17 protein-coding genes are annotated in these 25,200 nt (G+C 56.3%); 5 read left to right on the plus strand and 12 right to left on the minus strand.

The features are described 5' to 3' along the window. Positions 1 to 102: 102 nt before the first annotated feature. From EI77_RS15705 to EI77_RS15715, 3 genes are all read left to right on the plus strand, one after another. Positions 103 to 480, plus strand: coding sequence for a BlaI/MecI/CopY family transcriptional regulator (locus EI77_RS15705; RefSeq protein ID WP_133796244.1), 378 nt, complete (start codon positions 103 to 105; stop codon positions 478 to 480). An 18-nt stretch (positions 481 to 498) separates the two neighbouring features. Then, positions 499 to 1,743, plus strand: coding sequence for a M56 family metallopeptidase (locus tag EI77_RS15710; RefSeq protein ID WP_166647290.1), 1,245 nt, complete (start codon positions 499 to 501; stop codon positions 1,741 to 1,743). Positions 1,744 to 1,810: 67 nt separating this feature from the next. Next, positions 1,811 to 2,272 carry a hypothetical protein gene (locus tag EI77_RS15715; protein ID WP_133796246.1) on the plus strand — a complete coding sequence of 154 codons (462 nt, stop codon included), beginning with the start codon at positions 1,811 to 1,813 and terminating at the stop codon, positions 2,270 to 2,272. Positions 2,273 to 2,428: 156 nt separating this feature from the next. On the opposite strand, the gene EI77_RS15720 is transcribed toward EI77_RS15715, so the two are convergent. The 12 genes from EI77_RS15720 to EI77_RS15775 form a co-directional block, all read right to left on the minus strand. Beyond that, positions 2,429 to 3,580: an endo-1,4-beta-xylanase gene (locus EI77_RS15720; protein WP_133796247.1), complete on the minus strand. Its 1,152-nt coding sequence runs from the start codon at positions 3,578 to 3,580 to the stop codon at positions 2,429 to 2,431. Positions 3,581 to 3,763: 183 nt separating this feature from the next. Continuing rightward, positions 3,764 to 4,480 (minus strand): dioxygenase family protein, encoded by a 717-nt coding sequence (locus EI77_RS15725; protein ID WP_133796248.1) that lies wholly within the window; start codon positions 4,478 to 4,480, stop codon positions 3,764 to 3,766. Positions 4,481 to 4,530: 50 nt separating this feature from the next. Then, positions 4,531 to 8,406, minus strand: a complete 3,876-nt coding sequence (locus EI77_RS15730) for a S8 family serine peptidase (RefSeq protein WP_166647291.1) — start codon at positions 8,404 to 8,406, stop codon at positions 4,531 to 4,533. Between the two features lie 102 nt (positions 8,407 to 8,508). Further along, the gene (locus tag EI77_RS15735) at positions 8,509 to 9,381 is read right to left on the minus strand and encodes a YicC/YloC family endoribonuclease (protein WP_133796250.1); all 873 of its coding nucleotides are present in this window, start codon (positions 9,379 to 9,381) and stop codon (positions 8,509 to 8,511) included. Between the two features lie 72 nt (positions 9,382 to 9,453). Next, positions 9,454 to 9,945: a PIN domain-containing protein gene (locus EI77_RS15740; protein ID WP_133796251.1), complete on the minus strand. Its 492-nt coding sequence runs from the start codon at positions 9,943 to 9,945 to the stop codon at positions 9,454 to 9,456. Further along, positions 9,942 to 10,181, minus strand: coding sequence for a UPF0175 family protein (locus EI77_RS15745; RefSeq protein ID WP_133796252.1), 240 nt, complete (start codon positions 10,179 to 10,181; stop codon positions 9,942 to 9,944). The genes EI77_RS15740 and EI77_RS15745 overlap by 4 nt, the downstream gene beginning before the upstream one ends. A gap of 43 nt (positions 10,182 to 10,224) precedes the next feature. Beyond that, entirely contained in the window at positions 10,225 to 11,457 is a 1,233-nt protein-coding gene (locus EI77_RS15750; protein ID WP_133796253.1) for a Wadjet anti-phage system protein JetD domain-containing protein, read from the minus strand. Between the two features lie 107 nt (positions 11,458 to 11,564). After that, positions 11,565 to 14,933 (minus strand): SbcC/MukB-like Walker B domain-containing protein, encoded by a 3,369-nt coding sequence (locus EI77_RS15755; protein WP_133796254.1) that lies wholly within the window; start codon positions 14,931 to 14,933, stop codon positions 11,565 to 11,567. 27 nt (positions 14,934 to 14,960) lie between these two features. Beyond that, on the minus strand, positions 14,961 to 15,596 hold the full coding sequence (locus tag EI77_RS15760; protein ID WP_133796255.1) for a DUF4194 domain-containing protein: 636 nt from the start codon (positions 15,594 to 15,596) through the stop codon (positions 14,961 to 14,963). Next, the gene (locus EI77_RS15765) at positions 15,593 to 17,068 is read right to left on the minus strand and encodes a Wadjet anti-phage system protein JetA family protein (RefSeq protein ID WP_133796256.1); all 1,476 of its coding nucleotides are present in this window, start codon (positions 17,066 to 17,068) and stop codon (positions 15,593 to 15,595) included. Before EI77_RS15765 ends, EI77_RS15760 begins: the two co-directional genes overlap by 4 nt. A gap of 426 nt (positions 17,069 to 17,494) precedes the next feature. Then, positions 17,495 to 18,052, minus strand: coding sequence for a hypothetical protein (locus tag EI77_RS15770; RefSeq protein WP_133796257.1), 558 nt, complete (start codon positions 18,050 to 18,052; stop codon positions 17,495 to 17,497). Beyond that, the gene (locus EI77_RS15775; RefSeq protein ID WP_133796258.1) at positions 18,049 to 18,324 is read right to left on the minus strand and encodes a hypothetical protein; all 276 of its coding nucleotides are present in this window, start codon (positions 18,322 to 18,324) and stop codon (positions 18,049 to 18,051) included. Before EI77_RS15775 ends, EI77_RS15770 begins: the two co-directional genes overlap by 4 nt. Positions 18,325 to 18,508: 184 nt before the next feature. On the opposite strand from EI77_RS15775, the gene EI77_RS15780 reads away from it, so the two are divergent. Continuing rightward, entirely contained in the window at positions 18,509 to 19,522 is a 1,014-nt protein-coding gene (locus EI77_RS15780; protein ID WP_133796259.1) for a DUF4238 domain-containing protein, read from the plus strand. A 496-nt stretch (positions 19,523 to 20,018) separates the two neighbouring features. Continuing rightward, positions 20,019 to 25,136, plus strand: a complete 5,118-nt coding sequence (locus EI77_RS15785; protein ID WP_133796260.1) for a DUF1549 domain-containing protein — start codon at positions 20,019 to 20,021, stop codon at positions 25,134 to 25,136. Positions 25,137 to 25,200 lie beyond the last annotated feature (64 nt).

Here is a 25,200-nt window from a genome sequence, read left to right on the forward strand (position 1 = left end):
AGGTATGTGGACATCTTATGCAATTTGTCGGGTATTTATTTTTCCCATCACTACATTTGTAGTTGTTGTGTCACTACATTTGTAGTGAAATGATATGTCGATATGCCACTTCCAGACATTTCTGAATCCGAATGGTCCGTCATGGAGGCGTTGTGGGAGTCTTCTCCACAGACAGCCTCAGAGTTGACCCGGACTCTCCGTCCCACCACGAAATGGGCAGAGAATACCGTTCGCACGCTGCTGACGCGCTTGATCGAAAAAGGAGCGCTCACGACTTCCAAGAACAGCTCCGGCACCTTTACTTATCTGCCTGCAATAAATCGTGAGGCCTGTGTGCGGGCCAAGGGAGAGAGCTTCATGCAGCGTATTTTTGGCGGTGCGGCGAAACCACTGCTCGTTCACTTCGCCCAGAATAGTAAGCTCACTCCCGCAGAGGTACGCGAGCTGAAAAAGATCCTTGATCAAACGCTCAAGCCCTAACCTGCCATGGACATTCTCATGCCTTTCTTTGACTGGGTTCTCTCAGCGACCACACGCGCCTCGCTGCTCACTGTGGCGGTCTTCCTGGCACAGTCAATATTGCGGCATTATGTGTCGGCGCGCTGGAATTATGCTCTATGGCTGCCGGTACTGATCGTGCTGCTGATGCCCATCTCCCTGGAGAGCTCCTGGAGTGTGACTTCCATCACCCACATGGCCCCAGCTCCACAACAGGAGCTTTCTATCACTGAGCCAAGCAAGGCTGCGTCCGTTCCACTATCCTTCGATGCAGCTTCTGAAACTCCCGTGCCGGTCCCATGGCGGCAGATCATTTGCCTGGCGTGGCTAGGCGGGGCCATCGGCATAATGTCGTTCAGCATCGTCGCCTTTACGCAAACATTGTGGAGGTTCAGGCGTACTCGTCTGCCAGTAAGTGATATCTTACAATGTGAGCTTGCCGGTCTAGCTCCGCAGATGGGTCTGCATCACGTTCCACGAGTATGGGTGGCCTCTGCGATCCGCAGTCCGGCCGTGATAGGTCTGCTGCGTCCTACCCTTTTACTGCCCTCCCATTTTGAACAAATGCTCCAGCCACATGAGGCTCGTCTCGTCCTCAAGCATGAGCTGATGCACATCAAACGAGGGGATCTGTGGGTAAATGCCCTGCTCTGCCTCCTCCTCTCCATGCATTGGTTCAATCCGCTGCTCTGGCTCGCCTTTTTCAAGGCCCGCTTCGACCGCGAAGCCGCCTGCGATACCCAGGTTCTCGACGGTGCGAACCAGACTCAACGTGTCACTTACGGGCACACACTGCTGAAAGTCGAAACCGCCTTTAGCCAGCAAGGACTCAGCCTAGGTTTTGTGGGCATTTTCCAAAGGGGTGCTGCCCTGCGTGCCCGCATTCAATCCATTGCAAACCAGCCCCGCGCACATCCCATCATGAAAATCGCGACCAGTGTTAGTATCGTGTTATTAACTTTCATAGGCATCACCAAAGGTGCCTCACCAGACCCCAAGGCCCCCCAGATTCACATTGTTTCCAAGTTCATTGAGCTTCATTCCCGCGGCGATGCGCCTGTCCTGGTGCTGCCGGAGCCGCTTCATGAAGGGAATATTAAGCCCGGGTTTGTGGGCACCTTCCCCGATTCTCAGATCCAGACATTGATCCGGGAACTGAGCCAGCGGAAAGGAGTGGACCTCTTGTCTGCTCCTACCGTGACGACGAAATCCGGGCGAAAAAGCCAAAGTCGAGATCATCCATGAATTTCTTTATCCTGTGGAAGGGGGGCCGCTGACGCAGATCATCCAGAATTGTGGTGTCTCACTCACCGTGCTTCCCGAGATACGTGCAGACAGTCGGATAGCCCTTGATGTGTCCTTGCAAATTGTTGAATTTGCTGGATTCGAAGACCCCAAACCTGTCGTGCAGGAGCCTGTCATCTCGAGGATTCTCACGCATGCTGATGGCACTAGAACTGAATCCGCGACCGATGCGGAAAAAGATGAACTGCGCGAGTCCAAATTCGATGCCCAAGGAGTGCTGCTATCCACCAAGACAGTTCCGCTTTCCAAGGATATGGAAGTGAAAAGCAAGCATCCCATGATATCAACACGTCACTTCAAGTCAGATGTCGTGATGCCCTTCGGGCAGACCCTGGTACTAGAAATGGACCCCAGGACGGATACGCAAAACGTCGAGGAAGAAGATGCTTCTGGAAACATCATCAACTCGCAGACTGTATTGCATAAGAGGCGCACGCTCGTCTTTATCACAGCTTATCTGACTCAATGAATCCTCAATGCCCCTGCCTACCACTCGGAGCGGCCCAGAGTGCGGTGGGTAGCGCTGAGCGCAGCACCGCTTTTCCCGGAATGTTCCTCACGGCCTAACGAGGTGTGTATCAAAGGGTGGGTGTGAAGCCGGAGTATTTGTCGTTCGTCTGGCAATTTAATCTACACTTTGCCGGAGCTTCGCAACGGCGGTGAATGCAGGTTTGGCCTGACAGTTTCGATCAAACAGGAGCGGATAATTGGTCCGGCCATGAACTGGGAAATCATTTAACCAGGAACCCGAGTCGCTCACTCCCCAAAAGGTGACTCGAGAGATGTCTTTTCGATATTGAAGGAACAAGGCAAACAGCTCTGCATAACGTTGAGCCAGCCGCTCTTCCTCCTTCATGGGCAGGCCTTTCACATAAGGATTCCATTGGGCATCAGGCTTGAAATTGATACTGATATCCGCTCCTCCATTACCTGGTGTTGGCAGAACATTCACATCCAGTTCGGTAATCATGACCTTAAGGTTGAGAGTGGCGAATGATCGGATCGTATTCTCAATCTCCGACATTTTTGGATAATCAATGCCATAATGCCCCTGCATCCCCACACCAGTGATCTTCACCCCCACTGCTTGGAGCTTCTTTAGCAATTTCAGGGCACCTTCACGTTTGCGAGCTTCTTCGAGCCCGTAGTCATTGTAATAAAGTTCAGCCGAAGGATCTGCCTCTTGAGCGAACTCAAAGGCTTTCACAATGTAGTCTTCGCCGATGATTTTTAGCCAAAGCGAGTCGCGCAAACTTCCGTCGTCAGCCAAAGCTTCATTCACCACATCCCAGCCATGGATTTTTCCCCGATAACGACCAACCACAGTCTGGATGTGATCCTTCATTCGGGCGAGCAGAGCATCCTTCGTCAATAGGGTGCCTTCCTGATCTTGAAAAATCCATGCGGGGGCCTGCGAATGCCAGACCAAGGTGTGGCCGATGATGAACATCCCGCGCTTGTGGCCGAAGTTGACGTATCGGTCAGCCTCATCAAAGACATACGTGTCTGGCTTTGGGTGGACTGATCCCCATTTGAGCGAATTCTCCGGAGTGATCGAATCAAAGTGTTTGTTGACGATTTCTCTCTCGTCCGTGCTTGTTTTTAATAAGCCTTCGTCCTCCGAAAAATGTGTCGAATTCAAGGCCGTGCCCATCAGGAAGTCGTCATGGAAAAGAGTCTTCAGCGCCGGAACGGTGGCCCCTATCCCTTCCGCATGAGCGTCGGTGTGAGTGATAAAAAGTAAAGCCAGAGCCAGCCCCCAAAAGAGTCTTTTCATAAGTAACGTCAGCGAGACTAGTGATGAGTCTTCCGCTTTACAAGTCACATCAATGATTCGGCTATGGTTACAATGTTAGGTCCAGATTCCGCGACGTACATTTTACCACTGCACTGCTTTCCAAAATGCGGCCGCGAATGGTGCTGCGGTTAGCTCAATGCCAGCTCAGCGGTTACCTTGATCTCATTGAGGTCCTCCTGGGCGACCACCTCCCCGGCGCTGCTCGGGATCTTCGGGCGTGCTGCCGATGACGATGTCCCAGGTGCTGACGAGCTCCTGGCTGTCTGCGCTCTTGGGTTTGAATTCGCGGATGACCGAGAGGCGCTGGGCTTCATCACCCGTGCGGCGGAGGATACCGTCCTTATCATTTTGTGGCACTCCAGCGATGTAGAGCTGAGTGGTGAGCATGCGCTTATCCCCCTGTTTCACAGCGATGTGCCAGTGAATGGTGCGGCCAGTATAAAGGCCGGGCTTGATGGTGCGGAAACGATATTCACCTTTGGCATTCGTGACGATTTTTCCATAACCTTGGAAGGCGGGGTCGCGCTCCTGACCGCGCTGAGTGCCACGGCTGTGGATGTAGCATCCATTGTTATCCGCCTGCCACAGTTCAATGACGGCGTCCTGGATAGGCTGCCCATCGGCATTGAGAAGACGTCCACCAAACTCAGCTACTGTGCCGATGGCCTGGGTGGCCTTACCCTGGATCTGCAGGAGGTCATTGTCCTGGTCTAGCGGCAGGTGGTCTGGATAATAAGGACCCTCCGTGGCGCGTGGGGTGAGCGTGAGCGCCTCCGCATAAACACTGCTGGTAATGATGCCGCCAGTGGCGAGAAGGAGGCTATGAAGCAGGCGGCGGCGGTCGATGCGGATGTGGAAGGTAGGGGTGAGCGAATTCATGGCCGATGTCTATCCAACCCGCTCCTGACCGAATGGTTCCGACGAAAAGATTATTCGGTAGAAGAAGATGGCTGCAGGATCTGAACGCGCCCGCTGAGAATGGGGCTGGTGGTGCTGCGCTCTCCTGCCAGAGGGATCTGGGGGAGGAGAAAATAGCCTTGGGCTTTCACGCCGCCGGTGCCGTGTGGGATGATCATGCCGAGAAAGGAGACCTTGCGCTTGGTGGTGGTCTCATTTTCGCTCAGCGTAAAGCTGCCGCTGATGGCACCAGTAGCTTTGTTGATGGTCAAGGTGGTGCGGGCAAGGTTGGCGGAACTGCCTGCCAGAGGTGTTTTAACCAGATAAGTGCTGGTGAAATCAAAGGCGGGCAGATTTGGAACGGTGTCAGAAAGGTCCAGTCCTCCTTCACTAAAGATGAGCGACTGAACGCCAGGATTCGGAAGCCCCTGCACGATGCTGCCGGAGGATGTTAAAGCCAAGTATCCTCCAGAAACATCCAGGGAAAGAGAGCCAAATCCGCCCGGATAGTAGCGGGTTTTATTCACTGGTTTCAGCCAGGTGAGGGTGCCCGTTAGACTATTGCCCGCAGGCTTTTCACCAAGTCCTAACTGGACATTGAAGCTGCCCGTCAATGAACCGGTGCTGCTATAAAGAGACTGATAGACGGCTGTCTCACCACTAGGCCCAAGGATGCTGGAACTGGTGACGGTATCCCCGGTGGAGGTGCGCCCGGTGATGCTGGCCAGCCCCGTCGAGCTTATACGTATTGTCAGATAACCTGAGCCCAGTGGAATGGGTAGCGGAGGGGGCTCTAGGCTTGTGGCTGGGTTTAAGGCCGCGCTGTAGTATCCGATACGCTGGGCTGCTACCACCTGATTTTCTGGCCACGGATTCCGCCAACCTCTGACTTCAGCCGCTGCACCATGGAATCCACTGATAAGCTGGGAGGCAGGATCGAGCGCAAGGCGTAGCTGCTGCCCATGGATCAGGACATCCACCTGGTATTCCCCTTCCACCAAGTAGCCAGTGGCGGACTTGGAGGTAGTGCCAGTGATGACCTTGAGCGAATACGCACCCAGGGAGGTTGTGGTCAGGTTGAAGCGGCTGCCCAGGTCCTTGTTTGAAGCCGTATTACGGGTGATGATGCCGGTGAAAGTGCCCACCCACTGGGGCGGTAGGTTGCGTACACTTAAAACACTGGAAACGGCCAGGCTCGTTCCTGCTGTATTGGTGGCTGTGACGGTGATGGTGTAGTCACCATGCACTTTGGGACGGCCACTGATAGCTCCGGTTTTAGACGAATAAGTCAATCCACTTGGAAGACCGGTGATCTTGTATGAACTGGGGTAGTTTTCAGCGGATACGGTGGAGGTATAAGCAGCGCCGATGAATGTACTACCAAGGGTTAGGGGATTCATCACGGGGCGGGAATACCCGGCGCGGATTTCCACGGTGAAAATTTTGGAGGTGATCGCCTGTGTGGCATCACGCACCTGAAGCCGGAATTCATAATTCCCAGCAAGGGCAGGTTTACCGCTCAAGATGCCGGTGGAACTGAGTGTCAGCCCTCGGGGTAAAGTGCCACTCAACACGCTCCAGGTATATGGGGTGGTGCCTCCGCTCGCGGTCAACGACTGGCTATAAGACCCCGATCTGACTCCATAGGGTAGGGCGGTCTGTCGGGTGATGGTGATAGGGGAAGGGTTGATCGCTAGGCTCAGGTCCGCCTCGGCGGTCAGGCGATGAGCGTCCACAAAGGAGACCTTGAAGGTACGGTTTTCCGCTAGATCTGTAAGACCGCTGATGACACCTGATGGGCTAAGGGAAAAACCGTCCGGGAGACTGCCTGACGTGAGACTCCAAAGGTAAGGGCCGGTGCCGCCCCTGGCGGTCAGAGAGAAGGAATAAGGAGCTCCGGTATAACCATCCGGCAGGGATGCCGTGACGATCTGCTGAGCCTGGGCAGCAATGAATAGTGTGAAGGTCTTGCTGCCGCTGTTTTCCACTTCGTTGGTGACAGCGATGGTGAAGGTGAAGCTGCCAGTCTGCTCTGGCAGACCTGATAGCAGCCCCCCGGCGGTGAGGGTAATGCCTGGTGGAAGACTGCCGCTGGTGAGAGTGAACTGGTAAGGTGGTGTGCCGGTATCAACGGTTAAATTTTCTGAATAGGGCAGGCCGAGGATGCCGCCTTTGAGTGCTGCGACATTCGCGATATTGAGGCTCCAGTCAGCCATGCCATTTTGATCGGCATCCACAATGCGGTCGAGATTGAGCCGCCCGTTGGTGCGGACTCTCCCTTGAAGTCCGGCCGTGACGTCCACGCTGGCCAAGATGCGTTGCTTACGTTGTGTGAGGGTCTCGTTAGGGAAGTTCAACGCCGCAAAGGCCACAGCAGCACTCACATGCGGGGTGGCCATGGAGGTGCCTTGCATTGATTGATAAGCCGCGCTGGCTACAAAACTGAGAGTGGTCGGCAGGACTGATTTGATGGCCTGACCATGAGTTTGTCTGACAGCCAGTACTGGAATCCAGAGACTCGGCACTCCAAGGGTGGCCTCAAAGATGTCCTGGCTGCTCACATTGTCATAAATCACCACTCCGATGGCACCTGCCGTTTGGGCATTGGACACTTTTTCCGCAAAAGTCATTTCTCCGCGCTGAATGAGTGCAATTTTTCCACTGAACCCTACTGGAAAGTCCCCTGGATGACCGAGTCCACAATCGACGATCTGACCTGTTAGACTGGTGACGGTTTTAGCATAATCCACTCGTAAGGCAGCATAGGTCCTGCTACCTGCCACAACGGAATAAGTCGCGGGGATTGTCGAGAGAATCTGGGATCCTGGGGCTGCCAAGTCCACGCTGGTGCTGCCATAGTTGGAGAAACTGGACAAGGCATCCTGATGATCGGATGAGGCCACCACGATCATGTTCGTTAGGCCATAGGATGCAGGGTAGGTATTCGTTGTGTTATTGTTCCGGCTGTTGTTGCCGGCAGCGGCGCAGAGGATGATGCCTTGCTCCCCGGCGCTGATGATTGCTGCACGCTCGATGCTGCTAAATCCGCCTCCCCCATAGGATGAATTGATGGCGACGATGTTTATGCCGCGCTGTTTCATGGCGACGGCATATTCGATGGCTTCAATCACGGCTGAAGTGGAGATGGTATCCCCATTGGATGACACCCTCAATGCCATGATTTTGACGTGATCATTGACGCCGATCACCCCGGTGTTGTTTCCCTGCGCGGCGATGGTTCCGGCGACGTGAGTGCCGTGGCTGCCTGAATCGGACGGATCAGAAAAGCCATCTGAGAAATTGTAACCGTAATAGTCATCCGTGTAGCCGTTGCTATCGTCATCGACATTGTTACCGGGTATCTCCAGGGAGTTTGTCCACATGCGTGGAGCAATCTCTGGATGAATGACATCCACACCGGTATCGACCACAGCCACCACCATTTCTCCATCTGGAGTCCGTGATTTAGCCCAAGCGTCCACATAACTGATGTCAGCACCGATGGTGCCGGCCCTTCCGCTCACCACCTGCCCCGTGTTTTGCAAAGCCCACTGTTCGTTAAACCGGCTGTCGGCAGGCAGTGCCGAGATATGACGAAGGTAGTTAGGCTCCACAGTTTCGACCGTGGGATCGTTCTTCAATTCTGCAATCAGGTCCTGGGTTTTGCGCCCGCCGTTGCGCACCAGCCCCATGGGTTTTCGCCGCAGGGCGGAAAGTCTCTCGTAACGACGCTCAAAACGAAGAGAGCGTTTTTTGAGGCTGGAATCAGCCGTGCGCTGGGTGGTGGATGCCTTAAATGTCACAATGACCTCCCCCTCCACATATTCAGCCGGTGTCTGGGCCTGTGCCTGTATGATTGCCAAAGGCAGCAGGGTCAGGAGCAGCCAGTAAGAACGGCCTATGGACATGTGGGGAGAAAACATCTCCACATAAGATGCCACAAATCAGCGAAGGTTCATTCTTTTAAAACGAGTTTTATCAAATTTGTGAGTGCGATTTTACTCGTTTGATTACTCTATGTTCTGAACTTGTTCTCGTATTTTCTCTAATTCAGTCTTGGCGCTGACCACAGCATGGGCGATGTCGGCATTGTTACACTTGGAGCCCATGGTGTTGAATTCGCGGAAGAACTCCTGTACGAGAAAGTCCAGACTGCGCCCCACAGGCTCTGTGGAGGCGAGGTAAGCACGGAACTGTTTCAGGTGGCTGGCTGCGCGTGATAGCTCTTCGGAGATGTCGGTGCGGTCGGCAAAGAGGGCGATCTCCTTCAGCAGGCGTTCATCATCCATCGGGATGGGCAAGCCTGCCTGCTCCAGCCGCTGGCGGAGCACTTGGCGCTGATGCTCGGGGACGAGGGGTGCTTTGGCCTCAATCACGGCGGCGTAGGCTTCGATGGTTTTGAGGCGGGTCTCCATCTCCTCTCGAAGGTGGTTACCTTCCGTGCCGCGCATGATGCAGAGCTGGTCCAGAGATGCCGCCAGGGCATGCTGGATGGCGGGCCAGGCGGCTTCAGGATCGGTCTGGGTAGATTCGCCAGTGAGCACGCCCGGCAGGCGGAGGATCTCACTGAGGCTGATCTCCGGCGAGATCCCAAGTTTACCCGCAAGCTCACGCAGGCTCTGAACATAACCGGCAGCGACTGCTTCATCCACATGAGGCAGGTGGGAAGTTTCGGAGGCATCGCAGCGGATGAGGACATTGATGCGGCCGCGTGAACAGACGGCGGACACTTGGTTTCTGACCTGCGTTTCCAGATCGCTCAGATCCCTGGGCAGATTGATGGAGACCTCAAGCTGCTTGCGGTTCACACTGCTACACTCCACCACCCAAGTGGTGCCTTCCTGCCGCGATTCCCCACGGCCAAATCCTGTCATGCTTTTCATCGTGGAAGACAGAAGCGGGTGCGGTGGCGGGTGGCAACCTTGATGTTGTTGGGAAAGTTGGATGTCATTGGTTTAATCCTCTTCACCAGCCAATTTTAGAACTGAGCTTCTCAGCGCTGGGCTTATCCAAAAGCGTCCCCGCAGACTGAGGTCGTTCAAAAGGGGCTTTAGACTGGGAATCAGGCCGCGAGACTTACCTTCTAACAAAATGCCAAGCAACCCCATGGTCTTCATTCCGAGTTTTTTGGCGGCCAAACGTCCGGCAGCTTCATCAATCAAGATGATGTCGGCCTCCAGCCACGCTGCCAGCTTCATGGAATCGCTCTCGCCTGGATCAAGTGGCGGATCTAAAACGAGATCAGGCCATAATGATGTCGGCCAATGCACTTGTATAAAGGCAGGAAAACTCAATCCGTTGAAACGGGCATCCTCGCTCGCAAGACGTTCAAACTCTAGTTTGACTGTCACTGGTGCATGTATTTCATCGAAAACTACCGCCAGAGACTGCTCTTGGGCAATCAAACAAAGATTTAGCACGACGGAGGTGTCGGTGATGACGGTCACTTTGAATGCAGAGACTCAAGAGTTCGAAGATCCTCGCTTAACATTTCGTCGCTGTAGGACGAAATTTGTCTGCGGTAGAGTTCTTCATCGAAAGCCTGTCGGTCCAGGCCGGCAAGCCTGGCAGCGGTGTTCCTGGAAAGCCGACTGCCTGCATAAAGTGAGCAGGCCAGTTCCAGACGCAGCTCGCTCTCGCGAAACTCCGCCAGAGCGGGGTCATCAGGTAGAGTCAGTGTCATGGTATTAAGGTAAGGGCTGGAGTGGCTTCTGCCAAGAACGGTTTTAGCAACTGGCTGATTCATAATTAGAATAAAACGGCCATTCTTGGAGGTCGGGCGGGCCGAGATTCTCTTGTTCGTAGAGGCCTTTATCTTGGCGTTGAACTAAGTATTCGAGGGCAGGGCGGACATCTGGGAGAAGAGGGTGGGCGAGGAGGTTCTGAATGATCTTTCGATCATATTCGGTGAAAGGAACGGGACGGGCGGCTTCTTGGGGAGTCATCAAAAAGGGCTGGAATGGGCGACCCGTTTTTTGACGGAGGGTGGCGAGGATCAGGAACCCGGCGGGATCGGTGTCGCCGAAATGGTGGCTAGGGAGGTCGGGGGGGAGCAGTTCGATGAGGCGGAGGACCGCTCGATTGGGGAAGGAACAGCCAATGAGCAGGGTGTCGGCGGCCTGGTTTTTGGAGGCGAGGGCAGGGAGGGTGGTCTTGGAGTTTTCGACGGTGAGAAGCCGCTTGGCGGGGGTGCTGATGCGGATGGCGCGCTCAAGGTCGGGAAGGAGGGACAGGGTATAGACGCCCTTCATTTCATGGATGGGTTGGCTGCTGCCATCGGCATAATGAAGGGTGAGCTTTCCGGCGACTTCCACTTTAGGCTCGGTGAGGAGAAGTCCGCAGGATTCGAGGCTGGTGGGTCGTTCGTAAAAACTAGTTAGGCAAGATTCCAGGCGTGACTGGAGGCTTTCGAGATCTTTGCTGCCGAGACCCAGCGCGGTACTGGCCTCGCGGATGGGGGTGGCTTCGGTCCATGGGATGGAGGTGAAGCGGTAGACGAGCATCATGAGCTGGCGCACTTTGTCCGGCTCTTTCCACGTTAGAGGATGCAGGTTTTTCTCCTGCTGGAAGGTGCTTTGGATTAGGTCGCACCAGTGCTGCCAAAGTTCGGGGTAGAGGGGATGTGGCTGTTCGCGGAGTTCGGTTATGGCAGATAGTGTTTCCTGATGCAGCTGGGCGGCGGGGATGTGGCCAAAGTTGGTAGTGAGCCAGGGTTCGCTATCGAGGGGAATGATGACCTTCTCGATGAGGTATTTGCGGTACTTGTGGGTTTGAAACTGGAGTTGGGGAAACTGTTTGAGGTCTCGTTCAGCGGCTTGACGGTCTTCTGCTTTCAGGAGACCAGTTTCATCGAGAAGTTTGATCCAGTCATACCTGAACGCCACCTTTCCTGGTGCCAGGCGGCTGCCTCGTGCCGCGTGCCACTTTTGGAAGAGGGTCTGGAGCCAAGCGGGGTGCATGCTTCAAACGGTGAGTTTTGGAGGAATGGCTGGCTGGTGGAGCTGCGAGGCCGGGACAAGTGGCGAGTAGTTTCGCTTCGCTCAACATACTCGCGCTCCATTCTTCATCATCCGGCGAGGGCTTGGAGGAGTTTGTCTTTGTTCCAGGGGACGACCCAGTTTTCGATGTGAATGTCGCGGCCCTGGCCATCGCGTTTGCGGTCCACGCGGCATTCGATGACGGTATCGGCGTGGTCAATCATGGTGCCGAGGCGGTCCATGGGGAAGGCGAGGAGGAGCTGGAGACCGAAGTTGCTGGCGAGGGCCAGGCAGTCATCAATGCGGTCGCCGCTGAGCTTGGAGAAGGCTTCGTCCATGACGACAAGACCGAGGTTGCGACGGCTGTCCTTGCGGCCCAGGTCATAGACGCGGTGGAAGGCGGCGAGCATGGAGACGAAGAAAGGGGCTTGGTTTTCACCGCCGCTCATTTTGCGGGCGTTGTTCTGAAGTGAAATAGCGGCTTCTTCGCTATGACCGCTGGGGATCATGAGCATGTCGTAACGATGATAAAAGCGGTAATCGAGCAGGCGCTGGGCTTTGGGATCATCGGGATTATCAATCGCTGCCATGAGCTCTTCTTTGGCTTTGGCGATTTCATCCTGGTGGGAGGAGACAAAGAGTTCATCGGAAGGGTTGAACCCCTCAAGGCCATTTTCGATGAGGTTCCACATGGCAGACTGGGCGCGGTCGCGGGTCTGGGAAATGCGGTAGCGATAACGGCCGATGTCCTGATCTAGGATCTTGCTGAGTTCCTTGGTGGTGCGGGTGGCCTCGTCGATCTTTTCACGAAGGACATCCAGGACCTGGCTTTGAAGACGGCCTTCCCACTCACGGCGACGATCTTCGGCGATCTGGCGGTAGTGGCTGAGCTGGTGGCTTTCGAGATCGTTGCAGCGTGCATCGTAGCGGGCGTTGTCCTCTTCATCGGCATCAAAGTCGTGCCGATATTCAGAATGGACTTCAGCCAGTTTACGGCGTTCGTCGTTGCGGTCACGGCGGGTGCGTTCAGCGCGGTCATGGGCGAACTGGCGTCCGTATTCGGCTTGGTCCTTGCGCTTCTGCCAGGTGCCTCCGGCTTCCAGCGCTGCCTTGAGGACGGTATTGATTTCGTCCTGAGGGAGACCTCGTGGCAGACTGTTGAGGCTTTCGTGAAGTGAGAGGGTGGCGCTTTGGAATTCCTCACGGCTGAGGTCCAGGAGCTCAGTCATCTGACGCTCATTCACCACAAAAGCAGTGACGGCGGTGCTGAGGCTGCCGATGCGCTGCTCCAGACCGCGCAGACGCATTTCCAATTGGTCCATTTCCTGGAGTTGGCGGTCCTGCTCCGGGGTAGCGAGGAGCTGGATGGTTTCTTCAAGCTGGCGCTCGTTGGCCTCCAGGCCGGGCAATTGGGACAATTCAATGGCGGAGGCTTTGGGGGCGTCTTCACCCAGACGGTGATCTTCGCCACGCTTCAGCCAGCTGCGCACGGCGTGGACTTCGCGACGGAAGTCACTCATGAATTCGCGCACACGCTCCAGGCCTTCTTCGCGCTCCTTGCGCATGCGGCGGAGGCCTTCTTCACCGAGGGTGAGCTCCTTTTCCTGGCTCAGGTGACGGCGCAGACCGGGGGTCTTTAGCAGGCCGTCCTGGGTGATGGCGTGGTCATGGGTCTTCAGCTTGGTGCTGCTGCTGACGGCAATGATCTGGCCTAACAGGTGATTGATTAAAAGTTGGGCGACAGGATGCTTCGTCTCCAGCATTTCAGCGAGAGAACCTGTCTCGGCTACGGGTTTGAGGGTGCGCAGCTCGTCTGCGCTGACGAGTAGCTCTGTGCTGGTGGTCTTTTGGAATTGCTCCCAGGCGGCGAGGAAAGAATCGTCTTCCACCAGGACGGTCTGGCGATGTGGGCCGAGGACGGATTCCAGCAAGGGCCACCAGGATTCGAATTCGGGCTTCACTTCCACAACGCGGGCAAACAGGTCCGCCTTATGGCCACGTGAGCGAAGGTTGTCCAGTAGCGGGGTGGCCTGGGTGCGGCCTTCGTTAAGGCTGATGAGCTGATACTGGAGATCGCGCTCGGTCTTTTCCAACTCTTCCACTTCTTCCAGCTTGGGGCGCATCCAGTCCTCACCAAGACGGTTGATGCGGTCGTATTCACGGGCCAAACCGGGCAGGGCTTCCAGGCCCACATGAGCATCCTCACTGCGGAGCTGCGGCAGTAGATCACTGCGCTCCAGCTTGGCATTTAAACCGACACGCTGGCCGTGCTTTAGCCATTCCTCCCAGTGCTGGGCACGCTCATTCAGCATCTCATGTGCAGTGCGCGAGGCATGGCGCAGGCGCTCGATGCGGGGCATCAGGTCGGCACGCTGGCGGCGCAGGTCATTGAGCTTGCGCAGGCTGTCATCACGGCCGGCCACGAGCTTCACTTCATCATAGCGGGCTTTGGCTTCATCGCGCTCACGGACGGCGGATTCCATGTTGACCTTATCCTCGGCATGGCGCTCACGAAGGGTCACGAGGTCACTGTCTGCACGGTGGAATTTTTCCTCGGCCTCGGCATGGTCCAGCGCAGCGCGGAGGTGGCCAAAAAGAGCCTCTTCGCGGCGGGCTTCACTGAAGCTAAGGTGATGAGTGCGGATGCGCTGAAGATAGGCGAGCTGGTCCCCCAGGGTATCCACTCGGCGTTCAGCCTCGCGCAGGGCATCGAGGCTGCGGCGGACTTCTTTTACCTCAGGCAAACCAGGCTCCAGGATGTTTTCCCGGATGAAGCTTTCAAAGTTTTCCACGGGCTGGAAAGCGATGGCACCCGGCAGGGTTTTGTTCATCTGCGTGCGGTCAAAGAAGAGATGCTCGCGGGCACCCATCTCATCCAGGTAAGTTTCCAAGCGACCGAAGTGATCGCCCTGGAGATCGCGCTTGATGCGGACGCGGAATTCATCCTCGGCGAGCATTTGCTGCACGTCCGGCTGGGTCATGTCAGGCTCGCGGATGAGGTCTGCCCAATGCAGGCGGCAGGGGGTGTAAAACCACACGTAACGTGCGTCTGAGGTGGGGCCCTCATATTCCACGCGTACGCCCCAGGTCTCGCGACGGGGCTCGGTGCTGCCGTCTTCCAGAGGCCACTCGAATTCCAAGGCGGCGACGGTGACACCGCTGGGGCGCAGGTAGCGGGGTTGGCCGTCCTTGGTCTTGGTATTGGTATCGCAGAGGCAGTAGCCGCGCAGGTCGCGGTCACGGCCTGTGGGGCGCTTGCCATCACCAGTGGCGGCGCGGTTGAAGCGGGTGCCTTTGCTGCCTAACAAGACGAATTGTACCAGGTCCAGAAGAGCGGACTTACCGGTGCCGTTTTCACCGCAAAGCAGGGCGAGGCCGTTGACATCAATGATGCGACGGAAGCCGTACCAGTTGATGGCGATGATGCGGCTGAGGGTGATGCGCTGAGGGCGATCCATGAGGAGATGGGCGTGACGTAAAAGGGGTTATTCTTCGAGCGTGAGCGGGGTGGCGGGAGGCTCCGGCTCATAAAGCTTGGCGCGTTCAAGCCAGGCATCGATGCTGTCAAAGGGGATGCTGCGGGCGAGGCTGGGGAGGACCTCGATCATGGCCTCGCCAGGGCGGGTGCTGTCCTCACTACGCATGAAACGGATGAGGCGCTTGCGGCGGAGGCGAGCGAGAAGTTCCTCCAGGGCAGTGATGCCTGGTGGCTCGATGTGCTCAAAGAAGACGCGCCATTTTACCCAGAGGTCATTGGCACTGATGATGACAGTTTCCGTGGCCTGCTCGCTGCGGGATTCATCAAAAACGCGCCACAGGGCGAGCACGAGCAGAGTCTCATCCTTGGTAAAGGTGGCCAGGAGCTGGCACTCCTCCGGCACGGGACGGGCCTGGATGAGGGGTGGCTCGTGATCAATGATGAGCTCAAGCCCCAGGGGGGCGAGGTAGTCACGAATATGATCCGGATACTGGTCCCTAACTAAAAGGTAGGAATCGCGGCCGCTGCCTTCATCCCCCAGGATGACGCCATGGCGGAGGAGATCGGCGAGGACATCGCGGATGGGGGAGCGGTCGCGGTCGGGCACGTCGGCCCAGAAAGATGGCCAGGGAAGAGAACTCATGAGGGGCGGGCTATGGCAAAACGTTCGACGCGCCAGCCGGCCTGGGCGTCACGAGGGATGGTCTCAGGTTCGAGCCCATGACCGGCGCTGCTGCTGGCCACCTGCCAGCGCTGTTCTTCGCCACTGGCGGCATCCACTCCATGGGTGTAGGCGGCGGCGGCCATGAGGTCCAAAAGCTCATCCGTGGTTTCAAGCCGGAAACCATCGGTGGCGATGCCGGGGCCGTACTCGCGGAGCAAGCGGGCCACCAGACGCGCGGCGCGGTGGGGCGTGAGGGCGAATCTTTGACGCTGGCGCAGACGTTCCAGGTCAGCGGCTTCATCTTCAGCAGAGAGGGACTGACCAAGCTCCAGCGCCACAGGAGTGCGGGCGCGGCGCGGACGGGCCAGGGAGGCGGTGCCGTAAAAGAAATCCACCTCTGGAGTGGCCAGGGGGAAATCCGGCTCAATGCGCAGGTCGTTGAACTTGCTGCCGCGATGGGCGGCATTCACGGCATCGCAATAGCGCTTGATCATGTCCGGCCGACGGCCGCGCAACTCAGACTGATAACGGTAACGCTGGACGGAAAGCCTGTTGAAGGAGGCGACGCGGGCATCAATGGCCTCCGCCCGCAGACGCAGCCCGGCGAGCTGGCGCTCCAGGCGCTGAAGCTGGGTATTGGCCAGCTCCCAGGCTTCATTCAGATCCAGGTTTCGGTATTCGGCGATGCCTTCGGCCAGATGCTGGATAACGTGGGGATCATCCCCCGCCTCACGCACCCGGCTGCGTGCCCGTTGCAGGCGGGGAAGTAGGCCGCCACCGCGCAAAACATCATAACAGACCATGTGCTGGCCTTCGTGGAATTCGTGGTAAAAGAGGCGCAGGGTTTCCGCGCCGGATTCGGTTTCGCGCTGCCGTTTCTCAAAACTATGTACCAGCTTTTCCACGCCGTGAAGCTGGACGATGGCGCTTTCCATGCGCTGGAGGAGATCGTGCAGGGTGCCGCGCATTTCCTGGGCGGGGACGATGAAGGGGTTTAATACGTCCCTTTGCTCCAGGGTGGTGCAGACGCCGCGCAAGGTGTCTGCGAAGCTTTTGAGCTCGGCCACCTCATCCTCGGCCAGATCGCGGAGGGTGCGCATAAGGGGGCGTAGGGAAGGGGAGATGACGACCCAGCGCTCGTTCAGGCTGACGGCTTGTTCCTCGATCCAGCGGACTTGGAGGAGCTGGTTATAGAGCTTTCCGGCGCGGGCACGGATGTCCTGAAGACCACCGCCTTCATCTTCCTGCAGTGCTACTTGGGGATTTTGAGACAGGACCTCACGCAGGATGGCGAGGGCATCCGATTGCGGTAAGCGGCCAGCTTCACCCGCCTCCTGGATGAGGCGGTCCGCACCATCCACATACACCGGGGCCGAAGGACGTACCAGCGGACGGAAGAAGTCCGCCGAGACGCTGGCAAACAGGCGCTGGCTGAGATGTTTGGCTGACATGGGGAGTTCATCCTGGCAGGACAAACGGGGACTGCAACTGCTGTCCGTTTTGAGGCTGCGTTTTACATGCGTGGAGATGGAAGGGCACTGGCGAACGAGTGCCTGGGCAGAGCACTGTCATGGGGAATGGGGAAGGATTTCAATTTTTCCCCATTTGGGGATAATGAGAATTAAACGATTGATGATGAATGGATTGCGATGGGGATTTGCATCCCCATGAAATCCCCATGAAATCCCCATGGGGAAATGGATCGGGAAAAGGACATGGAAGAGCGAGGGAGCTGAGGGAATCGAGGCATGCGCAGGAAGCCTGGGCAGAGGCGTGGACCAATTTCCTGGACAGCCCGGCACGGCGCAAGGGGATGAGACCCCGACTTGGGCCAAGTAGGGAATTTTGATGTGACCGGTGCAAGGTGCGGCCTGCACTCAATCCATGGGCGGGATGCTGGCGCGGATTTCCTCAAGGAGGGCACGGGTGCCGTGCTGATCACACCAGTTCTCGATGTAGGGCCAGTCGAGGTTTGGGGATTGGATGGAAATCATGTTGTCCACATCCACCCGGTCCTGGGGACGGCCCCAACGCAATTTTTGGATGATCATGTCCTCCGCTGTGGGAGTCCAGGCTTCACGGCTGCAAAAGACCAAGTTACGAAAGGTCTTGCGGCTCCACATGAGCAGATGGTGGGGATCTTCACTTTTAATGAAAAGTTCCACATCAAAGGCGGTGGTCTTGTGTTGCAGGATGAATCTTTTTGTTCCGGTCAGGCCCTCTACGTAAATCTGTGGATCCAAGGTGAAGAAGGAGTCCACCTGTTTCAGGAATGCCGTGAATTCAGGCTCACGAAGAGCGATAACGAGATCAAAATCCTTGGTTGCGCGGGGGATCGCATAGTTCATGTAGGCAACCGAACCGCCCACCATGTATTCAATGCCTGCGGCTTCGATGGCGTCGAGAATGAAAATGACGGACTCGCTTTGTTTCATAGCACTTTACGAGGTGGAAAGAAGATGCCGTAATCATCCCTGTATCGAAGACGGGAGAGCTTTTTTCTCAAAATCTGGGTGACTTCTTCGTCCGTGGCATCGGGGTGGTCATTGCGAATGCCGCTTTCCATGACCTCGTAGGAAAAATCAATGAGGTCCATGGCCTCGGCGAATCGTTCTTCGGGCGTCATTTTGCGGGCTCGCATGATCTGGTCCCGGTGGATGGCGTCCACCATGGGGCGCAGGCCGGGGTGCACGGAATCGAAGTTCATGGCTGAAGTTTATCCAGGGGTCGGCTTTTGCCAAGGGCGGAAGTTTACTGAGGCATGGCAACGAACAGCCCGCGAACCCACCGCATGAGTTTAAGATTCTGGTTTAGAGCCTCGGTTGAGTCGGATAAATTGACTGACAAGACAACGAATCTGGAGAAAATTTCCTGGTAGTCGAAGAAATTTTATGGGAGATCCGAAACATCATCACTTCATTCCCCAGTTTTACCTTCGGCGATTCGCCGATAGTCGCGAGGGATTGCACCAAATTGAGAAGATAGACAGGAGTCGGGCAATACCAACGAGGGTTTCGAAGTCAGGATCTAAGCGGGATTACCACACATTGGACTGGAAAGATGAAGCGGCCGATCGATGCACAATTGAGAGTCGCCTCTCTGTGCTAGAAAGCCGCCAAGACAAGATGCTAAAAGCGCTCACGGAGGATTCTGGCAGTCTTGAGTCGTTGCGCCACGAATTGATAGACTTTGTCACATTGATGTTTCATCGGGTTCCAGCATTCAAACGTGATATTGAAAAGCGACTGAGAGATGTCGTGAATTCTACGGGCAGAATGCTTTTGCGTGCTGGCAAGTTTCCAGAGCCTCCCGAGTCAATTAAGGATCTGATCCGCGAAAAGGGTGACGACATTTTCGATGCGCAAATTAGCAATTGGAAATTGGTTGAGGAAATGTTTAACTTAGCTTCTCAAAGTCCGATATCCAAAATACTGGAGGCGATGAATTGCAGCATTCTCAGTGTCGAGGACGAGTCGTCATTCTTGATTACTTCCGATACTCCTGTAGTCCTTTACAACGCCAATCATGATCCCAAATCGCCCTATGGCAGCGGCTTCGCTCAAAAGGCCGTGGAAGTGACGATTCCTCTGAGCAGTAAGATGCTGCTGCTTTTCTCCCACTCCGATAGTCCTCATGGTCGCCTGACTCACGACTTAATCCGCCATTTCAACCAAAGGATGATTGTGGGTGCGGAGCGATTCATTTACACCCAGGAGGTCTCAGAAGAACTCTTGGATGACTTGCAGCGTCTGCACAGGCAGCAAGCAGGATTCGTGTCTTCTACACTTGAGCATAGCGACGGCGCTTTATTCATTTCTAAGACTGTTCCTGTTACGCGCAGCCATCTGCAAGCAACGAGCGAACAAGCTCTACCAAAGCAACCCCCGACTGCCACCGTCCCATAAAGATGAAGGCTTGGATGAAGAGAAAGAGCTGCTGACCTCTTCATCTTTCCCAGGTTTTGCCATGGCTTAGGAAGTCCTGGAAACGGGTCTTGGCAAGTCCCGCCCCTTGAGTGTGGCACCTCACGCGCGAAGCCTCCTGGAGCACGGTGGAAGAGATCGATCACAGTACCGCTCTTCCCTGAAGGTGCTCTTATGACCTATCGGAATGTGTAATACAACCGCCTCGCCCAGCCAAGGCTATTCAGGTGCGCTTTGTCGTCGAGACAGGTCGTGGGCCGATGAAAGCGGCCCTGCTGAGGCAAGAGGCTTGCGTCTTGCCTCTCTGCGCCGCATTTCAGGACGCTGCGGCGACTTCGATCATCCCGCTCCTCCTCCCTGGCTCTTCCTCCCATAGGCATGGATGATCCCGCCTGAGTGTACTGGCTAAAGCAAGAGACCAGCCACTCCAGGCGTTACAGCGTGTTCATTATTTGTTAGAACCTGCTTCAACCACCCCATGAAGACGTCTTTACTTTCGCTCACCAGCCTTTCTTTTCTGGCGCTGGCTGTCCATGCAGCTCCGCCGAAAAAGGAGGAGGGTATCGACCCGAATAAACCGGTGTCATTCTACAAGCACATCCGGCCGATTCTCCAGGCGAACTGCACGGGCTGCCATCAGCCCGCCAAGGCCAAGGGGGATTACGTGATGACGGACTTTGCCAAGCTGTTGGCGGGTGGGGAAGAGGGCGGTGCCATTGTGCCAGGCAAGCCGGAGGAATCCAATCTGCTCAAGGTATCCTCCCCCGATGCGGAGGGTAAAGTGGAGATGCCACCAAAGGGCGACCCATTGCATGAGACGCAACTGGCACTGATCAAGCGCTGGATCACGGAAGGGGCCACGGATGATACGCCAGCCTCCGTGATGGCGCAGTATGATATGGATCATCCGCCCGTGTATGTGACGGCTCCTGCGGTGACCTCGCTGGAATACTCTCCGGATGGCAGCATGATCGCGGTGGCGGGATACCATGAGGTGCTGATTCATCAGGCGGATGGCAGCGGCATCGTGGCGCGGCTTGTGGGCCTGGCGGAGCGTATCCAAAAGCTGGCTTGGTCACCCGACGGAAAGAAGATTTTGGTCACGGGCGGTAGCCCGGCGCGTGAGGGGGAAATCCAGATCTGGGATGTGGCCAAAAAGCGCTTGGAGCTTTCCAAATCACTGACCTTTGACACGCTGTATGGAGCGAGCTGGTCCCCCGATGGCAAATTCATCGCCGTCGGCTGCGGTGACAATGGCTTGCGTGCTTTTGAGGCGACGACGGGCAAAGAAGTGGTGTTCATGGGCGGTCATAGCGACTGGGTGCTGGACACTGCCTGGAGCAATGATGGCAAGTTCATCGCCTCCTGCGGGCGGGATATGAGCGTGAAGCTGACGGAGGTGGAAACACAGCGCTTTGTGGACAACATCACCTCCATCACACCTGGGGCGCTGAAGGGCGGCGTGCATGTGATTTCACGGCATCCGCAGCGCAATGAAATCCTTATCGGCGGCACGGATGGCATGCCTGCCATCTATCGAATGGAGCGCATCACGAAGCGTGTCATCGGGGACAATGCCAACCTGATCCGCAAATTTCCCCTCATGCAGGGTCGCATCTTTGGCGTGGACTTTGCGCCGGATGGCAAACGCATCGTCGCTGGGGCTTCCCATGAGGGGACGGGCCAGGTCAATATTTATGCATCGGATTATGACAGTACGATGCCGGACGAAGTGAAGACGATTGTGGAGACTCGCAGTGGCACGGGCAAGGCCCTGGATGAATGGATCGTCAAAGACGTGAAGCTTATCGCCAGTGTGCCGGTGCCCACAGGCGGTGTTTTCACAGTCAGCTTCAGTCCAGACGGGCAGACTGTAGCGGCTTCAGGTCAGGATGGGCGCATTCGTTTGATTGAGGCCGCGACTGGAAAAATTGCCAAAGAGTTTGTTAGTGTGCCTTTGGCTGAAGACAAGGCCCTGGCTGCCAGTGATGTGATCGCGGATGACAGTGTGCGCGCCACGGCGACGAGGGATGAGAAGGTGGAAACGTTGGTGCCAGGACTGACGGTGGCTTCCATTGAGGTGCAGCCGACGAATGTCTCCATCGCCAAGGCCAACGAATATGCCCAGCTTTTGGTGACTGCCAAAATGAGCGACGGCAGCAAGGCGGACATCACCCGCATGGCCAAGATCACTTTCAATGGAGGCGATGCCGCGAGCGTCAACGAGCGTGGTCTGGTGCGTCCGAGCCGCAATGGCAACGGCGAAGTGAAGATCGCCTTCATGGGGAAAACTGCCGCAGTCCCTGTGACTGTGGCTGGCATGGACCTAGCGCTGAAGCCTGACTATGTGCGCGATGTGATGCCCATCACCTCTAAGCTGGGCTGCAATATGGGCACGTGCCATGGTGCCAAGGATGGCAAGGCAGGTTTCAAGCTTAGCCTGCGCGGATATGATCCGATTTATGACGTGCTGGCTTTTACGGATGAGCTGGCCAGCCGCCGCGCAAATGTGGCCTCGCCTGACCACTCACTGATGCTGCTGAAAGCCAGCGGATCGGTACCACATGAAGGCGGGCAGTTGACCGTCCCCGGTGAGCTTTATTATGAGACGCTGAAAGCCTGGATCAGCCAGGGAGCGAAGCTGGATCTGAAGACACCACGTGTGACGAGCATTGAGGTGTTTCCCAAGAATCCGGTGCTGGAGCGGATTGGCAATCGCCAGCAGATGCGCGTCGTCGCTCGTTATGCGGATGGCTATGTCCGTGATGTCACGGCGGAGGCCTTCATGGAAAGCGGCAATGGCGATGTCATCGAAGCGGACAAAACCGGTCTAATGACCAGCCTGCGCCGTGGTGAAGCCGCCATCCTGGCACGTTTTGAAGGATCCTATGCAGCGACTACCATCACGGTGATGGGGGATCGCACGGGCTTCACCTGGAGCGAGCCGGAAAAGTGGAGCAAGATTGATGAACTGGTGGCCAAGAAGTGGCAGCGCATGAAGATCGAGCCGAGTGGCATGTGCAGTGATGAGGAGTTCCTGCGCCGTCTTCACATTGATCTCACTGGACTGCCGCCGAAGCCGGAAGAAGTGCGTGCCTTTGTGGCAGATACGCGTGACACGCGCACGAAGCGCAACGAGGTCATCGACAAGCTCATCGGCAATCCTGATTTCGTGGACCACTGGTCTAACAAGTGGGCGGACATGCTTCAGGTAAACAGCAAGTTTCTGGGCAATGAAGGCGTCAAGATCCTGCGCGACTGGATCAAACAACAGGTGGCGGACAATACGCCGTATGACCGCATGGCCTACCGCATCATCACCGCCACTGGCTCGACCAAGGACAATCCGGCGGCGGCTTATTACAAGACGGTGCGCACTCCTGAGGAACTGGTAGAAAACACCACACACCTTTTCCTGGCCACCCGTTTCAATTGCAATAAGTGCCACGATCACCCATTCGAGAAATGGACCTGGGACCAGTATTATGAAACGGCCGCTTTCTTTGCCCAAGTGGACCTGAAGACCGATCCGGCTAGCGATGGCAAGACCATCGGAGGTACTGCTGTGGAAGGCGCGAAGCCGCTTTATGAAATCATTGGCGACAAGACCGAGGGTGAAATGAATCACCTGCGCACCAATGCGCCCGTGGCTCCTAAAGTTCCTTTCGATACAGAACTAGTCAGCAAAACCGCCACCAGCCGCCGTGAGCAGTTTGCCACCTGGATGACCAGCGCGGAAAATGATTACTTCGCCATGAGTTATGCCAACCGCATTTGGGGCTACCTCACGGGCACGGGAGTCATCGAGCCGCTGGATGACATTCGTGCGGGCAACCCACCGAGCAATCCTGAGCTGCTGCAATACCTGACGAATGAGTTTGTGCAGAGCGGTTTTAACGTCCGCCACTTGATGAAAATCATCACCCAGAGCCGCACGTATCAGCTCAGTCTGAGCACGAATAAGTGGAACGAGGATGACAAGGTGAACTACAGCCATGCCAAGGCCCGCCGCCTGCCCGCTGAGGTGCTGTTTGATTCCGTCTTCGCCGTTACTGGATCAATGCCGAACATCCCCGGCGTGCCGAAAGGCACCCGCGCTGCTCAGCTCATCGACGGCCAGACGCAGCTGCCTGATGGTTTCCTAACCAATTTTGGCAAACCAGCCCGCGAGAGCGTGTGCGAGTGCGAGCGCAGCAACGAGGTCAATCTAGGCCCCGTGATGGCTCTGATGTCTGGCCCAACGGTGGGCGATGCGATCAGTGATCCGAACAACGCCATCGCCAAGCTCACCAGCGAAGTTCAGGACGACGCGAAACTGGTGGAGGAGATTTTCATGCGCATCATCAACCGAAAACCCTCCGGCAAGGAGATCAATGCGGCACTGGCCAGCATGGCTAGCATGGAAGGGGAGAATAAGAATCTCGAGGCCGAGCGCCAGGCGAAGGAGGCTGAGCAAAAACCGATCATCGATAAAGCCGAGGCTGACCGTCTGGCCCAAATCGCCGCGACCCAGGCTGAACTTGAAGGTTATAAAGTGAAGATGGCTCCTGAATGGAAAAAGAAGGAGGAGGCTCGCCTCGCTGCCATCACTAAGGCGGAAGAAGCGGTAAAGAAAATCGCGGATGCTGCTCCGATGCAGCAACCGCGCTGGGAGCAGTATGTGGACCTGACTACCGAATGGGTGCCCCTTGAGGTAGCCGTCGGCAAAGCCGCAGGTGTAGAGAAACTCGAGGTGCTGCCCGACGGATCCCTCTTCGCCACCCCTTTATCTGGTGGGCGCATGGCTGCGGGCAATTATCAAATCAGCGGCAAGACATCCCTGGAAAATATTACCGCCATCAAGCTGGAAGCCTTGCCGGATGATCGCCTGCCTAACAATGGACCTGGCCTGGCCAAGGACGGAAATTTTGTGCTTAGTGAGCTTGTGGTCAATGCCACGGCCCTGACTCGTGAAGGTGGTAAGAGGGTCAAAGGTGGCCTGCCTCAGGTGCTGAAAAATCCCAAGGCCGACTTTGAGCAGAGCGGCTATGGGGTGGCGGAAGCCCTGAAGAAAGGCAATCGTGACAAAGGCTGGGCTGTCTCCCCTGAGGGCGGATATCGGCATGAGGCGACCTTTGAATTCACCCAGCCAGTTAACTACAAAGGGGGGGCTCAGTTCATCATCCAGCTCAGCCAGCCCTATCGCAATGGCCTCTATAACCTGGGGCGTTTCCGCTTGTGGGTCACCAGCAGCCCGGTCGTCCGATTTGGGGCTGCGAAAGAAGTCGCCGATGCTATCAAGACTCCGGCAGCGAAGCGTACGCCTGAGCAAAAAGCTGCTCTGGCCGCTCACTTCATGGCTCAGTTCAAGGACTACCAGACCAGTAAAAAGACACTCGCCGCTGCTAAAAACCCTCTGCCGGTGGATGAGCAGCTCGTTGCCCTGGAAGCTAAGCATGTGGATGCTCAAAAGCCCATCGTGCTTGATCCCAAGCTCATCCAGCTCCGCCGTGACAGTGACCTGAGTGCCCAGCAACTGGGCAACAAGCGCCTCACCGCCGCCCAAGACCTCGCCTGGGCCCTCATCAATTCACCGGCTTTCCTGTTTAATCATTGATGAGGCAGTCCGGCTGGCCGCTTCAGCATAGTGCTTTTTAATTGTGCAGCGTTTCCTGGATCAT

Source organism: Prosthecobacter fusiformis (genome assembly GCF_004364345.1).
GTDB lineage: Bacteria > Verrucomicrobiota > Verrucomicrobiia > Verrucomicrobiales > Verrucomicrobiaceae > Prosthecobacter > Prosthecobacter fusiformis.

Excerpts from the sequence above, each read along its gene's own strand:
- EI77_RS15755 (WP_133796254.1), bottom strand. The coding sequence starts at position 14,933 with ATGGATCGCCCTCAGCGCATCACCCTCAGCCGCATCATCGCCATCAAC.
- EI77_RS15760 (WP_133796255.1), bottom strand. The coding sequence starts at position 15,596 with ATGAGTTCTCTTCCCTGGCCATCTTTCTGGGCCGACGTGCCCGACCGC.
- EI77_RS15705 (WP_133796244.1), top strand. The coding sequence starts at position 103 with ATGCCACTTCCAGACATTTCTGAATCCGAATGGTCCGTCATGGAGGCG.
- EI77_RS15780 (WP_133796259.1), top strand. The coding sequence starts at position 18,509 with ATGGGAGATCCGAAACATCATCACTTCATTCCCCAGTTTTACCTTCGG.
- EI77_RS15750 (WP_133796253.1), bottom strand. The coding sequence starts at position 11,457 with ATGCACCCCGCTTGGCTCCAGACCCTCTTCCAAAAGTGGCACGCGGCA.
- EI77_RS15725 (WP_133796248.1), bottom strand. The coding sequence starts at position 4,480 with ATGAATTCGCTCACCCCTACCTTCCACATCCGCATCGACCGCCGCCGC.
- EI77_RS15765 (WP_133796256.1), bottom strand. The coding sequence starts at position 17,068 with ATGTCAGCCAAACATCTCAGCCAGCGCCTGTTTGCCAGCGTCTCGGCG.
- EI77_RS15720 (WP_133796247.1), bottom strand. The coding sequence starts at position 3,580 with ATGAAAAGACTCTTTTGGGGGCTGGCTCTGGCTTTACTTTTTATCACT.
- EI77_RS15730 (WP_166647291.1), bottom strand. The coding sequence starts at position 8,406 with ATGTCCATAGGCCGTTCTTACTGGCTGCTCCTGACCCTGCTGCCTTTG.
- EI77_RS15775 (WP_133796258.1), bottom strand. The coding sequence starts at position 18,324 with ATGAACTTCGATTCCGTGCACCCCGGCCTGCGCCCCATGGTGGACGCC.
- EI77_RS15785 (WP_133796260.1), top strand. The coding sequence starts at position 20,019 with ATGAAGACGTCTTTACTTTCGCTCACCAGCCTTTCTTTTCTGGCGCTG.
- EI77_RS15745 (WP_133796252.1), bottom strand. The coding sequence starts at position 10,181 with ATGACACTGACTCTACCTGATGACCCCGCTCTGGCGGAGTTTCGCGAG.
- EI77_RS15770 (WP_133796257.1), bottom strand. The coding sequence starts at position 18,052 with ATGAAACAAAGCGAGTCCGTCATTTTCATTCTCGACGCCATCGAAGCC.
- EI77_RS15710 (WP_166647290.1), top strand. The coding sequence starts at position 499 with ATGCCTTTCTTTGACTGGGTTCTCTCAGCGACCACACGCGCCTCGCTG.
- EI77_RS15735 (WP_133796250.1), bottom strand. The coding sequence starts at position 9,381 with ATGAAAAGCATGACAGGATTTGGCCGTGGGGAATCGCGGCAGGAAGGC.